General features: G+C 65.1%; 12 protein-coding genes and 3 pseudogenes. 7 read left to right on the forward strand and 8 right to left on the reverse strand.

The window, feature by feature from the left end; genetic code table 11:
- The 4 genes from ACWEO2_RS06985 to ACWEO2_RS07000 all read right to left on the reverse strand — a co-directional run.
- On the reverse strand, nucleotides 1-1,235 hold a 1,235-nt coding region (locus tag ACWEO2_RS06985; protein WP_452404482.1), incomplete at its 3' end, for a WXG100-like domain-containing protein.
- Nucleotides 1,232-1,513 carry a hypothetical protein gene (locus tag ACWEO2_RS06990; protein WP_452404483.1) on the reverse strand — a complete coding sequence of 94 codons (282 nt, stop codon included), beginning with the start codon at nucleotides 1,511-1,513 and terminating at the stop codon, nucleotides 1,232-1,234. The genes ACWEO2_RS06985 and ACWEO2_RS06990, both read right to left, overlap by 4 nt.
- A complete protein-coding gene (locus ACWEO2_RS06995) occupies nucleotides 1,510-3,189 on the reverse strand; it encodes a hypothetical protein (protein WP_452404484.1) in 1,680 nt (559 codons plus the stop codon). The genes ACWEO2_RS06990 and ACWEO2_RS06995 overlap by 4 nt, the downstream gene beginning before the upstream one ends.
- Before the next feature lie 70 nt (nucleotides 3,190-3,259).
- Nucleotides 3,260-3,691: a YbaB/EbfC family nucleoid-associated protein gene (locus tag ACWEO2_RS07000; protein WP_452404485.1), complete on the reverse strand. Its 432-nt coding sequence runs from the start codon at nucleotides 3,689-3,691 to the stop codon at nucleotides 3,260-3,262.
- Nucleotides 3,692-3,887: 196 nt separating this feature from the next.
- On the opposite strand from ACWEO2_RS07000, the gene ACWEO2_RS07005 reads away from it, so the two are divergent.
- The 5 genes from ACWEO2_RS07005 to ACWEO2_RS07025 all read left to right on the forward strand — a co-directional run bounded on the left by ACWEO2_RS07005 (nucleotide 3,888) and on the right by ACWEO2_RS07025 (nucleotide 10,265).
- Nucleotides 3,888-5,789, forward strand: coding sequence for a type VII secretion target (locus ACWEO2_RS07005; RefSeq protein WP_452404486.1), 1,902 nt, complete (start codon nucleotides 3,888-3,890; stop codon nucleotides 5,787-5,789).
- 935 nt (nucleotides 5,790-6,724) lie between these two features.
- Complete coding sequence (locus ACWEO2_RS07010; protein ID WP_452404487.1) at nucleotides 6,725-7,027, forward strand: hypothetical protein; 303 nt, start codon at nucleotides 6,725-6,727, stop codon at nucleotides 7,025-7,027.
- Between the two features lie 40 nt (nucleotides 7,028-7,067).
- Nucleotides 7,068-7,412: a hypothetical protein gene (locus ACWEO2_RS07015; protein WP_452404531.1), complete on the forward strand. Its 345-nt coding sequence runs from the start codon at nucleotides 7,068-7,070 to the stop codon at nucleotides 7,410-7,412.
- Between the two features lie 86 nt (nucleotides 7,413-7,498).
- Complete coding sequence (locus tag ACWEO2_RS07020; protein WP_452404488.1) at nucleotides 7,499-7,861, forward strand: hypothetical protein; 363 nt, start codon at nucleotides 7,499-7,501, stop codon at nucleotides 7,859-7,861.
- A gap of 322 nt (nucleotides 7,862-8,183) precedes the next feature.
- Entirely contained in the window at nucleotides 8,184-10,265 is a 2,082-nt protein-coding gene (locus ACWEO2_RS07025; RefSeq protein ID WP_452404489.1) for a hypothetical protein, read from the forward strand.
- Nucleotides 10,266-10,360: 95 nt separating this feature from the next.
- On the opposite strand, the pseudogene ACWEO2_RS07030 reads toward ACWEO2_RS07025, so the two are convergent.
- The 4 genes and pseudogenes from ACWEO2_RS07030 to ACWEO2_RS07045 all read right to left on the reverse strand — a co-directional run.
- Nucleotides 10,361-10,550: pseudogene (locus tag ACWEO2_RS07030) on the reverse strand (integrase core domain-containing protein); the annotation flags it as partial.
- A gap of 7 nt (nucleotides 10,551-10,557) precedes the next feature.
- A pseudogene (locus tag ACWEO2_RS07035) lies at nucleotides 10,558-10,947 on the reverse strand (transposase); the annotation flags it as partial.
- Nucleotides 10,948-11,067: pseudogene (locus ACWEO2_RS07040) on the reverse strand (IS481 family transposase); the annotation flags it as partial.
- Nucleotides 11,068-11,299: 232 nt separating this feature from the next.
- Nucleotides 11,300-12,295 (reverse strand): hypothetical protein, encoded by a 996-nt coding sequence (locus ACWEO2_RS07045; protein ID WP_452404490.1) that lies wholly within the window; start codon nucleotides 12,293-12,295, stop codon nucleotides 11,300-11,302.
- 612 nt (nucleotides 12,296-12,907) lie between these two features.
- On the opposite strand from ACWEO2_RS07045, the gene ACWEO2_RS07050 reads away from it, so the two are divergent.
- Together ACWEO2_RS07050 and ACWEO2_RS07055 are read left to right on the forward strand one after the other, a co-directional pair.
- A complete protein-coding gene (locus ACWEO2_RS07050; RefSeq protein WP_452404491.1) occupies nucleotides 12,908-13,864 on the forward strand; it encodes a C40 family peptidase in 957 nt (318 codons plus the stop codon).
- A partial coding sequence (locus ACWEO2_RS07055) for a hypothetical protein (RefSeq protein WP_452404492.1) occupies nucleotides 13,864-14,491 on the forward strand: 628 nt, incomplete at its 3' end. The genes ACWEO2_RS07050 and ACWEO2_RS07055, both read left to right, overlap by 1 nt.

Below are 14,491 nucleotides of genomic sequence, written 5' to 3' on the forward strand. Positions count from 1 at the left end.
TTGCCTGGTCCGGTGCCGCCTGGTCCGGTGCCGCCTGGTGGGGTGCCCGTGTGTGGTCCGGTGCCGCCTGGTCCGGTGCCTGGTCCGGTGCCGCCTGGTGGGGTGCCCGTGTGTGGTCCGGTGCCGCCTGGTCCGGTGCCTGGTCCGGTGCCGCCCGGTCCGGTGCCCCCTGGCGGTGTGGTGCCCGACTGTGGGCCACTACCGTTGGGTGGGGTGCTCGATGATGTGTTGGAGGTATTCGAGTTCGAGGTGTCCGTCTTGGGTTTGACTCGTATCCCGGGTGGCAAGGGGCGGGCGAAGATGGTGGCCGAACCGACGAAGCCGCCGACGAGACCTTGGATCACGCTCGTTCGCAGTTCGTCGGCGTTCGGGATATGCCCGGTCACAACTATCCCCGCGCCCGCACCGCTGATCGCTCCCGCTACGCCGCCGATCCCACCGATCAGTAGCCCGCTCGTGACGTGCGCGCCGTAGCGGACGATATTCGATTGCGATTTTCCGGCGACCTTGCCGAGGAACTTGTTTATCCCGGGCGCGAAGCGTGAGGCGAAGCGCGCTCCGATGCCGCCGCCGACGCCACCGATGATCGCGGAATCTTCGACCATCCCCCAGTCCATCTTGTCGCGGTGATGGAATACCTCCTTCTGGAACAACTGGGCACCGGCATTGACCGCGCCGGCGCTAACGGCACCGAGTGCGAACCCGATGGCGGTGGCCTTGGCCAGCGGCAAACCCTTGCGCTTGGTGGCACACTCCAGCCCGACCTTTTTGATCTTGCCGTGGTACCGGCGGGCGCTCGCGGTCCAGGACGCCTCGGCCGCCGCCCGATCCTCGGCCGCCTTCGCGACGCCCGGTGCGGCCAGCCAGGCATCCACCGCCAGCTGCGTCAGCAGCGCGATTCCGGTTCCGATCACCTGGAGCTTGGTGAATTCGCAGTCGTTGGCCTTCTTGTAGCATTGCTCGGCCATGGAATCGCAGTACTCGCCCTGGTTGTGCAGGTCGGTGCCGAGCTGCACATTCCTGGCCGCCTTCGTGTCGGCGCTGTAGCCGTGGAGGGCGGCCTTTTCCGTGGTGGACGCCGCATCGTGCCGCTTGCCGAGCTTGCGGCAGCCATCGCCGGCCGCTTTCCAGTGGTCGCCTTCGCGGCGCACGGCGTCCTCGTCGCACTCGGGCCAGTACCCTGCCACGGCCTCGACCAGCCACTTGGGAAATTCCGCCGGCAGCGTCAGAGTCACTGCGCCACACCCGGTATGGCGGCTGGTTCCTCGGGCAGTCCCGCAACGTCGGTCACAACCTCGGCGGCACCCGACTCGGTGACGAATGCCCGGCGTGCCGTCGCGATCATGTCGTCGGTGATATCCGGATGAGCCAGGGCGATGGTGATCAACGCCGAGTCGGTGTCCGGTCCCAACCCCACGTGCATCCGCATCGGCCGACCGCCGACTGCGGCGGACAGTTCGGTCTCGAAGGTACTGTGCCGCGCTTCGGCGGTGTGTCCACCGCCGAAGCTCACGGCGCCGCCGACTTCCGTGCGGTGTCGACCAGTAAGCGGTGCAACACCTTTGCGGGTGCCGCTGCTTCGGCACCGTTGATCTGGACCTCGGTGAACGCGTCCGCAACCGCCATCCCGGGGTCGAAGCTGCCGTTGTGGAATCCGTAGCCGCTCAGCTGGGCGCGCCACTGCTCGTACTCCGAGTTCGACCCGGTGCCCGCGTGCGCGCTTGCTGCGGTGCCCCGGGTGCGCGTGAACTCGGCGATCAGCGCGTCCTGAGCCGCCTGTCTGGCGTGGAAGTTACCGGCGACATCGAGAGCGTGTCCGAGTTCGCGGACCATTGTCGAATACACCGGCCGCCGGTCCGACCCGCGCGCGAGTTTTCCGGAATGCGTTGCGCTGCGGATGTATTCGGCAAATACCGCGGGATTGCGGGCGACCACGGTATCGAGCACGATGCGACGGGTGAATGGCTCGGGTCCCGTGGCTCCCGCGACCCAATCCCACTCCAGGCGGGTGGCGGATTCGGCGGATTCGGCGATCGCAATCTGCCGCAGATCGACATATGGGTACTGGGTGAGCACGTCGTCGAGTGCCGCCGCGACTTCTCGGATCGTGTATCCGTCAACGGTCGGATCGTCGAAGCCGACCAGCTCGAGATCATGTCGATCGGCCAATTTCCTTGCGAGCAATGCGTTTTCACCGGCGGTCGCGGCGTCGGCCGCCCACGGATGGCGCGCGCCGGATTTCGACTCGGCGCCGAAGGTCTTGCCCGGCGCCTTCGGCGCCGGACGGGCGTGCTGCTGATGTTGTTCGGGCAGGTTTGGGGGCGACATCCGCGGCGGCATACTCGACGGCGCCGATACGCGCGGAGCGGCGTTACTCGGTGTCGATGTCTGCGCGGGTCCGGCGGCCGCCGCCTTCGGCGCGGGAGTGTCCGGTGTGGAACCACTACCGGACGTACTTCTGGACCACGGCGTGTCCGACTGCTTGCGATCGGCGGCTGGAGTGTCGGCGGCTGGTCGGACAGCGGCGGGTGGCGCTGAATCACCGGTGGTGTCCGCCGATTCCGGTTGGGAATCGGATGTGTCGGGTGCATCGGGTGAGCCGACACCGTCACCGTACGGACTGTTCATCCCGGGCATGCCGTATCCGTTTGGTCCGCCGAGGGGTGTCGATGCGGGGACCGGCTGTGCGCTAGCGGCGGTATCGGGTGTCGCGGTGGAAGTCGGTGTAGACCGATTGCCGGTTGTGGGTTGCGATTCGGTCGGCGATCGCGTGGCATCGGGTGTGGTGTGCGGTGCTGATGGAGTCTGCCAACCTTGCCCGTATTGATCGGTCGGTGTGGTCGGAGCGACGTTCTGGCCATTGGGCGGCGTCTGTTTTCCGGTGTCGCCGATCAAGTTGGCGGACTCGCGATCCTGGCGGTCGAAGCTGTCGACCAGGTCGCTGACGATCTTGCCCTCTTCACGCAGACTCGCGACCGTCTTCGCCAGAGCAGCGATTCCTTTGTCCCTGTCCGGCACATAGGTCTCGGCGAATGCCTTGCCCGGAGTATCCCTGCCCCAGGGTTCGCCTTCGCGCTCGAGCGCGGCCTTCAACTGATCGAGTATGCGCTGCGCGTCGGCGCCGATATCCTCGAATTCCGGTACCAGTGCACGAAGTCGCTCCTCATCGACTTCCAACGACTGCGCCACAACGGACTCCTCACGCCTGCTGCGGTCAATTCTCACGCGTTGCGCGCGGTCTTCCCAGGAATGGGAGTCCTCAACCGGCGCGCGGACCGTCGTTCTCGGCGGATTCGCGGGCAGCGCGCCAGCTCGGGGCCCCGGGCACCAGATCGGGCAGATCGGGCATGAGCTCGGCGGTATCGACGATCGGTGCGATCAGTGCGTCATGTTGCGAGCGCGCCGACCGTGCCGCGGCCTGGGCGGCCTCGACAATCGCGCGCCCGACGTTTTCGGGTTTCGCGCGCATCGCCTGCGCGGTCAGTCGAACGTCGGTCACCACCCCGGCGCCATCCACGGTCACCTCGACCAGCTGATCGGATGAACTGGCCCGTACCCGCAATGCGTCCAGATGCTGCTGGATCTCGGCGAGCTGGGCCTGCTGTTTCTCATAGACGTTCATGACGTAGTCGATCTGGTTCCGCATGCCGTTGTTCGCCGACCGCAGGCTTTCGAGCTCCCACTGATCCATTGCCGGCTCCCGCCCTGTTCGTCGCTGTCGTCGGCGTTGTCCGGCACCCGTTCGGCGGGATCCGTCAGCGCCATCGTCCGCCGATTATGGATCGGCCGTATCCGACTTCCCGCAGGTGGGAGTTGGTCCGAGTTCCCCATCGCTGGGAAGGATCGACAATGTTGAAGTCGGTTGTGGGAAAGGGTGTGATCGAACAATGCCGGATACCAGCATGAATATCGACCCCGCGGTGCTGCGCCAGCTGGCGCAGCAGCATGAGCAAGTCGGGCGCGATACTCTTGCGTGGGCCGAACCGCCGCACGCGTGGCTGGGCAGTTTCGAGTCGACCTACGGCACCATTGCCGATCCTGTCCGCCAGGCGCTGGTGAAGTACTACGGCGCCCGTGAGCGCGCTGGCAAAGCGCTCGCGGAGGAGCATTTCAACACTGCGAAGTCGCTGCGGGAGTCCGCGGATTCCTATGAGCGCGCAGACCACGACATGGCATCGCACGTTCGAAACGCTGGACTGGATGGGGGCCAGCACAGTGGGCCGACGCCCAATGGTGTGGACCCGAGTACCCAGCACACACCGCCGCCCGGCGGCCCCGGTGGCGGACCGGGCGGTGGACCGGGTGGCGGACCGGGCGGTGGACCGGGTGGCGGACCGGGCGGTGGACCTACATCGACCGATAACTCGATGGCACCCGCAGCATCGAATGGTTCGACACCGCCGAGCGGCCCATCGGCCGGGCCCGGCGGCACTTTCGGTATGCCGGGCGCGATTTCGCATCCGGACCAGACGACCGGGACACCCGGCGTGACAGCCGGAACCGCACCACCGTCGGTGTCGGCCGGGCCGCTCGGCTCCGGACCGGGCGTGGGACCGGTGTCCACCGGTTCGATGGACGATCGCGGTTCGGGTCAGCCGCCGACCGGGGCCACTGCGGCTGGGGATGCCGCCCCGATGCCGGTGCCGGTGGGCACGCCGTTCGCGTCCGCCGTCGCCGCCGCGAAGGATAAGGAGGCCGAACCGGCCTACGTGGTGGGCAATGCGGTCAACGACGATCTGGTACTGGCCAAAACCCTGCTCAGCAGTGTGCTCGCCGCCGTGGACTCGCCGGTGGGCATGGCCTGGGCGGTCGCGGTGCTGCGCGGTCCGGCCGGTGCCGGCGTGTTCATCACCTCGAACGAGGGTCGCGGCTGGTTGCCCGCCAGGCTTTACCTGCCACGCGAAGTCTCGACGCCGTGGTTGTGGGATGAACTGCTCGGCCCCGATGTGGACACCTCATCCTGGGAAAGTGTGTCGGATCCGGCCCGGGTATTGGTCGAGTTCGGCCTGGCCTGGGGGCCGAAGGCGAACGCGAGCTTGTCGGCGCTGGTCTCCTCCGGCCCGATCGATCCCGGTCTGCGCGCGCAGCTGAGCGATGTGGCCATGGAAGGACTCGTCGGTCCGACTTACGACATCGACTTGCGCGAGTTCACCCCGGATACGGCGGACCGGCTCGGTCTGGTCGGTTCCCCGACCGCGCTGCAATCCGTTGCGACCGTGTCGGATCAGCAGGTACGCGAGCGCTGTGTGCAATTGGCGACCGATGCGCACACCCGAGTCGGCCGGTCGGTGGCCGCCAGCGCGGATGCCGACGGGGCGCGTCAATTGCGTGATCGGATCCTCGCGATCCTGGCGTCGGGGCAGACGGTATCCCGGCAGATGTGGGATGAACTGCGCGATGCCGACGATCTGTTGGCCGCGTCGATGCTGTCGCGCCGGGTCGATGTGGGCCGAGTCGGACTCGGCGACCTGCGGGTCGACACCGAATCTTCTGGTTTGCGCGACATGATCTTCGAGCGCCGATGCAACGAATTGGTGTTGTTACTAGCCGAAGAGCCGGAGCGGCAAAACCTGCGCGATGCGATCTACGCACATGAGCAGATTGTGGAACATCCGCAATTCGTGGAGGTTCCGGCTGCGGTCTCGGTCGCCGAGGGCGAGCGGGTCTCCCGTCCAGCGGGCGCTGCGGTCAGTGCTCCCGCGGTCAGCGCTCCGATTACGGCGGGGCCGCCGACCGGTGCCGTGGTCGCCCCGACCTCGCCGCCGCCTGTTGTGGCGCCGGATCGGTAGTGAGGTCGTAGGACAACGACTGCACGCTGATGTTGAATGGCAGCAGTCTCGTCCTGGCCGACCGGGGCTCGCAAAACTAGGCGGCAGTCCAGGTGGGAGTGCCGTAGACGTTGAGTTTGCCGATGCCGTGCTCGGGGAGAATCCCAGCCCAGCTGCCGAGTAACGCCAGGCTGCACCGCACAATTCCGATGGCACAGGGGTGCCCCAGCGGCCGACCAGAGCGAATCCTTGTTCGCCCAGAGCGCGCAGCCCGCGGAGCGGGGCGTTGTGGGTGCGGTTGTCAGCTTGCGGGTGTGCACGCCGATGCCGGCCCGGTCGTAGCCGCGCCGTCGGCCAGGATGGGCTGATCCAACGGAATGCGATCGTGTGATGAGAACCCATCTGCCGGGATTCCACGTCTGTCTCCAACACCCCAATCGGCGTGTCGCCCAAGCGCTTTCCACCCACAGCACGCCGACAAGCACCTGACCGGGCTCTCCCGTCGCGTTACTCGAAATCAGCCGCCTGCCTTGCTGAGATCATCTCACTGGCACGGTTTCGGACTGGGTACCTTTGCTCGGCACCGATAAAGCCTGCCGAGGAGACGTCGGTTCTTCGATCCGCGAGTAGGGCGTGTCGCGTGTGGGAAGATCCACCACCCCCGATGAGCGCATCAACTTGCGGCTCGATGGACGTCGGACAGGTCTCCTTCCTCTTCTCAGAATTGGGAAGGCGGCAGGAAGTATGAAGAATGGGAACCTATCATCCATAGGAGGAGGTGGCATGCGAAAAGAGCTGGGCGTCAACCCCACTGTGCGTCCGATGACCGCACGGTCCGGTATGCCCGTTCGGGCGGTGCCAGGTCCATGCCCGGTCGCCGAGGGGATGGTTCGTCGTTCGCCGGGGGCGCCGCGATCGTGGCGGAAAAGTTGGCCCGCATGATGCATCCGTATACGGTGTCGGCGCTGGAATCCAGTCAGGCGCTGGTGCATGCCGCCGATGACATGCTGGAGCGGATCGACCGGATTCGCGCCCGACGCCCGTCGCCCACTGGCCGGGTCATTCCGGAACTGGACGCGATGGGCAAACTCACCGATCTGTACATCGCCCCCGGAACGATCGCGCACGCCGCAAGCATGCAGGAGTTGGTGGCCGACATCATGGCAGCGATTCGGGACAGCACTACCGACGCCGCGCGGCAGCATGAAATTGCCGTGAAGGAGACGACCTGGCCCGAGATGCTGCGGCCGCAGCCGTGACTTGCCGGTGCGATCGACGATCCCCAGGAGTGATGCGGTGATGGATCAGGATATCTCGGACGGCGTCGGGTCCGAATCCTCGCCCGATTGGCACAACCTCGTATACGAAGCGTTCAACCCGGGCTATTCGGTTGGCGTGGCCTGCAACCGCAGCGGCACGATCGTTGGTCTGCATCTCGGCGATGAGGTGGGGGAGCACGCGGACGACTGGCTGGCCAGTGAGATTCTGCGAGTCGCTCGCCTGGCCTACCTGAAGTCGCGGGTCGGTCGCCGTGCGGAGCTGCTGTACAACGGTGGGTTACCGCGTCTAGCCGACTCATTGGGACTCCCCACCGAAGCCGAGTACAACATTGTCGAGAAGGCCGAGTTCGGTGACGGTTTCTGAGTCCAGCCGCGCGGGACCGGCATGGGCCTGAGCAGCTCGTCCGAACTCCTCCGGCCGCCTTCTCCGCTCTCCCCAGGGGTGGGGATGTGCGAGAATGGCGATATCGCTCGGAGTGGAAAGAGTTCGTCTATATGGACAATTTCAGTCAAGATCCGCAAAATCTGCGCAGCCGGGGCAGGGCCCACGGCGGCGTTGTCGGCTCCTTTCTCGAGCGGGCGAAAAACGATCCTGATTATGAGGCCAACTTTCATTCGAATCTCGGTTACGCGGCCGACGCGTTTCTGGTGAAGCTGGGCCGACCATTCCTCGAGGCTCGTAGCGCCGGTTGGACCTCGGTGGCGGATGGCCATCAACAAGTGGACGATACCGCGCATTCGGCCGCAAGTGCACTCGAGGGCGCCGATGACGAGGGTGGTGCGACCGTCCGCCGGTCGGCGCCGGAGGTGTGAAGCCCTAGTGGTCCGACGGGTGTTCGGATGGGAGGATTCGGTATGGCTGTTACCGGCTCGCTGGCCGCATGTGATCGAGGGTTGTGCTGATGGGCGATGAAAATCGTTCCAGTTTTATCAATCCAGGGGACACCCTCACTGAGGGGGACTGGCTGTACTCATCGAATGGCAATTACAGGTGGGGTGTCCGGGACGGCCGCCGAATGGTCACTGAGCGCGTAGATTCCGGAACTATCGTCTCGTCGGGCGATCAAACCAATGGCGCCGCCGGTATAAGGCTTGCGACAATCGCTGCGGCAATGTTTTCTGTCGAGGGTGAAGCATGACCGATTACTTCGTGGACACCAGCGACGGTAACGAAACAAAGTCGGACAAACCTCCCTCATCGGGTTTCTACACCACGCAGGAAAAGCCCGGTGGCCCGGTCACCCTGTATGAGGTGAACCCTGATGGAGGGGATCCGAAAAAAATACGTGAATGGCCCAATGACAAACCCGATTTCCTCGTTACCCCGGATGGGCATGCATATGGGGGGAAAACGGACTCCAAGAAGAACATATGGGCTATCAACCCCGACGATCGGCAAGAGAAAAATGACCTAAAACCAACTAAAAGTAAAGCCGAACTGGAAGCGGAAAAGAAAAATAAACAGGAAAAGGATGATTTCTTAGGGACCCACAAGGACTTCAAATCGGGCGACGCTATCAGTGAGTCCCCGCTGAAGATCCGAGTTCCCCCAGGTAGTGCTTCGGACGACCTGAAGACATTCATCGATTTGGCGAACTTTCGGCTCGTGTATTTGATGTTCCAAATGGGCAACGGCAAGAAGCCGATAGCCTTCGATTCTCCCAAGAATGGCAAGGACACTAACCACTTCGATGACGACCTGCATGGCGACTTCTATGAAAAAATTGGAAACGGCGCGGAAGTTGAAGCAGGGGGGGCGTCGGGCGCTATCGCAGATGGATATCGATCGACCTCGGATTCTCTCCATGAACTGACCGGTGCGTGGAACCGTATGGAAGATAAATGGGATCTGGAGCACAAGGAACTCACTTACGATAATTATCGTACATATCAGCGGATGTACGATAAGATTCAGCAGACCCATGACGATATCTGGGCGGTACTCCAAAAACCTCATGCCGGATACTATGGCGGGAGTACGTTCAGCGAAAATAACTTCACAGCACCTGGTATACAGAACAGGGTCGAAGAAAAGCCCATTTACGGTCTCGTCAACCAGGCGATCGAGTACTGCAGAAAACAGGTCTCCGACTACGCAGACCGAGCCGAGGAACGTGCGAACAATTTCGGGGATTTCCCTGGGTTTCCCAAGCCGGCTCCCAAGCCCGATCCGACGCCAACTCCGACTCCCACCCCGACCCCGACCCCGACTCCCACTCCGACCCCGACCCCGACTCCCACTCCGACCCCCACCCCGACGCCGTCTCCCAACGACAACTACGGCGACACCTTCAAGGATCTCCTCGACGGTTCGACCACGACCGACGGCAAGCCCGATACCAGCGGCTCGAATAGCGACGTCATGTCCGCGATCAATTCGGCGATCAGTGCGCTCGAGAACAGCAAGTCGGGAACCAACGCGACGCAGAACGGACAGGCCGCGCAGGCCGGGTACAACACGGGCGGCGCTTCCTCGGGTTCCGGCGGCATGGATATGAGCTCGATGATGCTGCCGATGATCATGTCGCAGATGATGTCGTCGATGGGGAACAACGGCCAGGACGACCATAGGCAGCGCGAGGAAGAGGATCGCGAAGAGCGGCGTCGGCGGCGCAGAGAGCACGAGCAGCAGGCCGCGGCTCAGGCTCAGGCTCAGGCCCAGCCGGCCGTTGCCTCGAACACGCCGACCAGCGTGGTCCAGGCGGACGCCAGCGCGACACCGCCGCCGGTCGGCGCCGGTGGTCGGTCGATGGTCGATATGAAGCTGCCGGACGGCACGACGCAGAAGGTGTCCTCGGCTGTCTCGCAGGCCGTGAACAAGGAGCTCAACAATCCGAACGGCAGCGATGCCAGGTCGGCGTATGCGGGCACGACCGGACAGCCCTCGGCGGGCAGTCCGTGGGTTTCGGTCGACAGCGCGCACCTGCATACCGGTGACGTGGTGCAGTGGGCGAATCGGAGTGCGATTGTCGTGGTGGAACCCTCGGGACTGGAGGTCATCATCAACGGCCAGCTCGTGCCGTTGGACCCGAACAACCCGCCAGACGGCGGCACCGGCGGGTACGGCGAGTTCCAGGGATTCTTCCATCCGAGCGGTGCCGATCTGGACAACTCCGCGCAGCAGCAACAGCCAGCGGCGCCGAGCGCGCCAGGGGTCACCGCGCCGCCGCCGGCGCCGACAGCCCCGGCGCCGGTTCCCGCGCCGACGACGATCTGACATGACACTGCGGTCCCCCTGAAACTCGACGGGGACCGCAGTCGACCGGTGCCGTGCTTCCGATCACCGCAGCGGCACCATGCGTTGCCGATGCGCTAGCTGTACTGACCTTAGGTTGGTGACGCGGCTGGCTGGTGGGTGTCCGCCGAGTGCGGTGTGGCCGCGGTGGTGATTGTAGGTGTGTAGCCAGGTGGTGAAGGCTGCGCATCGTTCGGTGTCGCTGCGGTAGAGCCGTGCGTAGGCCCACTCGTCGGCCAGGGTGCGGTGGAAGCGTTCGATGCTCCTATGTTTGTCAAGCTGCTGCGGTAAGCGATTGTTCGGTGCCTGGCCAGGGTAGGGCGGCGAAGACTTCTCGTGCGATGAATCGTTTGAGGCAACGGAGGATTTCCCGTTTGCTGAGTCCTTCGGCTGTGCGGCGTGTGACGTAGCCGCGGGTGGGTTCGTGGCGGCGCATCCTGGTGATGGCGATGATGTAGAGCGCGCTGTTGGCGGCACGGTCTCCTCCGCGGCTGAGTCGGTGCCGGCCGGTTGTCTTGCCGCTACTTGCCGGTTGAGGGGCGGCGCCGCAGAGTTTTGCGAATGCGGCCTCGGTGGTCATGCGCTCCGGGTTGTCGCCCGCGGTGATGAGAAGCTGACCGGCGATTTCGGCGCCGACTCCGTGCAGTGCGGTCAGGGTCGGAGCGGTTGTCGCTGAGACCTGGAACCGTTCGGCGGCCCGCCGCAGCGGCCATCGGTCATCCACGACACAACGAGCAAGACGTAACCGACCCAACTCCGACAGCGGGGCATTACGGTGAGACACGAAGATCTCCGGAAAGTGAATGCGTTCCTAGACAGCTCGCATCTCACTCGGAGGTCTTCGCCATGTCAGCCCGCCACGCCGTCACCAACGTCCATGGGCAGTACAGCTAGCCCGCAAGTGGAATTCAGTTCGCACCAGACCAATTCGGCCGAGGTGATGAAAGGCCGATTCGGCCGTGGTGGCTACCCGGCAGACGATATCGCCTGCCGGTGCGGGACGAAGGAACCAGCGACTATGCCTGCACCACAGGCGAATCCACGGTGCCCTCGGCGTCGGGATCGCTCTCGTGCGTTTCGTCGGTCTCGATATCGGTCGGAGTCGTTGCGGTCCGTTTCACCGCACGTCGGACACTGGTGCGAGCCGACACCGGGGACATATTCGCCACCGGCGAGGCCGCTGCGGGTGCACCCGTACTCGCGGTCGCTGCCGGTGCTGCGGGCTGACCGGTGCCAGATGCTGCCGGTGCCGGGGCGGGACTGCCAGGTGCTGCGCCGGGTGCCGCTGCCTGCGGCTGGCCCTGGCCCGTCTGCGTGGCGCCCTCGGCTGCGTCTTTGTCCTTGTCTTTGTCGTCTTTGTCCTTGTCGTGCTGCTTCAGCAATTGCGGCAACTGCGACACCAGTGGCATTGCCATCATGGGCAGCATGCCGAGCATCGACACCAATTGCCCGAGCCCGCCGTCGCCGGAACCACCACCGGAACTGCCGGATCCGGACTTGCCGTTGCTGCCGGACCCGCTGCTGCCGGAGTCGTTGTTGCCGTCTCCGGCCATATCGTTGTTGAGCTGGTAGACCGCCTCGACCTTCTCGTAGACGAGGTCGATCGCCTCGGCGACCAGTTTCATCAGAGCCACCTCTTGAGCGGGCTTGAGCTTCCCGCTGCCGAGGGCCTTCATCTTCGTTTGGAGTTCGGCGACGATCCCTTTGATCGCGCGCAGCGTCTCATCACTGCCCGCGGCGACCACGATCGAGGTCTTCATGACCTTGGTGTCGTAGGTCAGCAGTGCGGTCTGCCGGGATTGGACCTTCGCCAGAGCTTCCTCGTACTGCTTCTTCATCAGGCTATCGCCGATGCTCTCGTAGATCACCGGTCGCAGCAGGTCGTCGACCTTGGGCGGCAGCTCGGGGGTACCTCGGCCCAGCAGGTCGACGGCTGTTTGCATGGCCTCTTCGGCCATAGCGATGAATGCCTTCAAACCCGCCGACGCACCCGGCGGCGGTGTCAGCTCCACCGTCCAGTAGTGACCGGTTTTGGTCTTGCTGGGCTTGCTGGCCGCGGGGGCCGTGGTGGTATCGGTCGGGCCGGGCGGAGCGTAGGACGGTGTGGCGGCCGGGACGGAACCGGGGGCGCCCGGGGGGTGGCCCGACCCGTCCCCGGGAAACTGGCCGGACGGATCACCGGGCGGCAGGGTAGACCCGTCCGCGGCTGGTTGGCTCCCTGGGGCGCCAGGCGGTGGGCCGGATGGCGCCCCAGGGAGCGGGCCGGATGGAGGGCCGGGGAATGGGCCGGATGGAGGGCCGGGGAATGGGCCGGCCTGAGCAGCAGGCGACGAACCGAGAGGAGCACCGGGCTCTGCGGAATTGCTGCCGGTGGGGGAGCCGAAGAGTGTTTGCCAGGTTTCGGCCGCGGTACCCGCCAGTTCTGCCGCCATATCGTCGCCACCGCCTCCCAGAAGTTGTTCCCATTGTCGTGTCTTCCCGCCGCTGGGAAGATGAATCATTCGCGCGATTGCCTCATAGTCGTTGTCACCCCCGAGATTCGGGGCGACCGGTGCCAACCGGCAAAACACTTGGCGAGCAGTTCCGGAGAGGCGGTCGGTGATGAGCGAGAGCGAGTCGGTCGAATGTCGCCGGCATTGACGGGTGACCTCCAGGAGGTTCTGCGCGCCCTGCTCGGGCTGTACGGCAACGGGCAACCCGATCCGGCCGCCACGGCGAGCATCGTCCAATCGGCGACCAATGACCTGAGTGCGCACGGTGGATCCGTCGTCTCCCGCTACGCCGATGCGCGCGGTATCCAATCGACGATCGCGGAATCACATGCGGGCAAAGATGGTGTTGTGCACAAGACCGTGGGCGAGGCCGGGGACGGTACGGTCGTCGGGCGCAATCGCTTGACCAATCAGATCGCCGACCTGCAATCGCGAATTCAGGCGATCGCATCGGTCGGCGACACCCGGTTCAGCGGGCCCGCCCTGCTCGAAGCGGCGCATACGACCATCGCCAAAGCGGCCAAACAGGTCGATACCGATGTCGCGGCGGCGCGTCAGCGGGCAGCGCAGATCATTCCGCCCGGCATGCCCGAGCTGTCCCGGCGAAAGGCCGGTAGTTCGGCACCACGTCGTCGTCGGCGTGCTCGTTCGCGGTCCGCGGTGTTGTCGAACGGCCGGCGCGGCCGACCTCGGGTGCCCTCGGATGGAACCGCGGGCAGCAAGGCCGTCGGCGCGGCCAGCGAATGGCTCGGTACACCGTACATCTGGGGCGGCGGTGGCGCCGGTGGACCGAGCGGCGGTGGCTTCGACTGCTCCGGTCTCACCCAGTACGCAATCGCGCAGGCCTCCGACGGCCATGTGGTGCTGCCGCGGACGACCTACGAGCAGATCTACAGCGGAGTGCGGGTCTCCGCGGCGGATGTGCGGCCCGGTGATCTGGTATTCCCCGCGAGCTCGTTCAGCGCGCGAGGGCCGGAGCACGTCCAATTGGCCGCGGGCAACGGCATGGTCATCGAGGCGCCATATTCCGGTTCGACCGTGAAGTGGTCGCGCATGTCCAGTGACGCCGTCGTGGTGCGGGTGCTGTAGTGGCGGTGGAGATTCCGCCGGACGTCGCGGAATTCCTCGACTGCTGCGGGGTTCGATACCCGGATATCGACGAAGGCGATGTGCGCGGGCTCGCGGTCAAAGTGCGCACATTCGCCGCGAATACTCGCGGGCCCGGTGTCGATGACAGCGGGGATGCGCTCGCCGAGTACGAGCGCCTGGCCGCGACATGGGCCGGATCCGATGGGGACCATCAGGCCGAACTCGATCGGGTATGTGCCATCATCGCGAAGGCGCTGGATGCGGTGGCCTATGTCATGACCGTGACGAAGGCGGTGGTCCTGACCGAACTGGCCGCGCTGGCAACGACTTACGCGGCCATGACGGCCACACCCGCGGCCAGGATCGCCGGACCGCTCGTCGTCGCCGCGGCGCGGCGACTGTGCACGCAGATGGAGCGGGCGCTGATCGGCTACCTCGTCATCGAGATGATCGGCAGGGCCGTCGAACCGCTCGGACGCGACATCGACAAATTGTTCACCGGCGCGCCGTCCATCAGGACATCGCCCGCCGTACGGGTCGATGAACCGCGAATGCCCTCGGCGCCCCTTGCCGGACCGCGCATGCTCGACGAACCCCCTGCTCGATCACAGCAGTCCGGTGCGGTTC

It is taken from the genome of Nocardia sp. NPDC004278 (assembly GCF_053602975.1).

What these genes read in the sequence shown, in the direction of transcription:
- ACWEO2_RS07005 (WP_452404486.1), top strand. Translation starts at nt 3,888, where the DNA reads ATGCCGGATACCAGCATGAATATCGACCCCGCGGTGCTGCGCCAGCTG.
- ACWEO2_RS07000 (WP_452404485.1), bottom strand. Translation starts at nt 3,691, where the DNA reads ATGGATCAGTGGGAGCTCGAAAGCCTGCGGTCGGCGAACAACGGCATG.
- ACWEO2_RS07050 (WP_452404491.1), top strand. Translation starts at nt 12,908, where the DNA reads ATGTCGCCGGCATTGACGGGTGACCTCCAGGAGGTTCTGCGCGCCCTG.
- ACWEO2_RS07025 (WP_452404489.1), top strand. Translation starts at nt 8,184, where the DNA reads ATGACCGATTACTTCGTGGACACCAGCGACGGTAACGAAACAAAGTCG.
- ACWEO2_RS07015 (WP_452404531.1), top strand. Translation starts at nt 7,068, where the DNA reads ATGGATCAGGATATCTCGGACGGCGTCGGGTCCGAATCCTCGCCCGAT.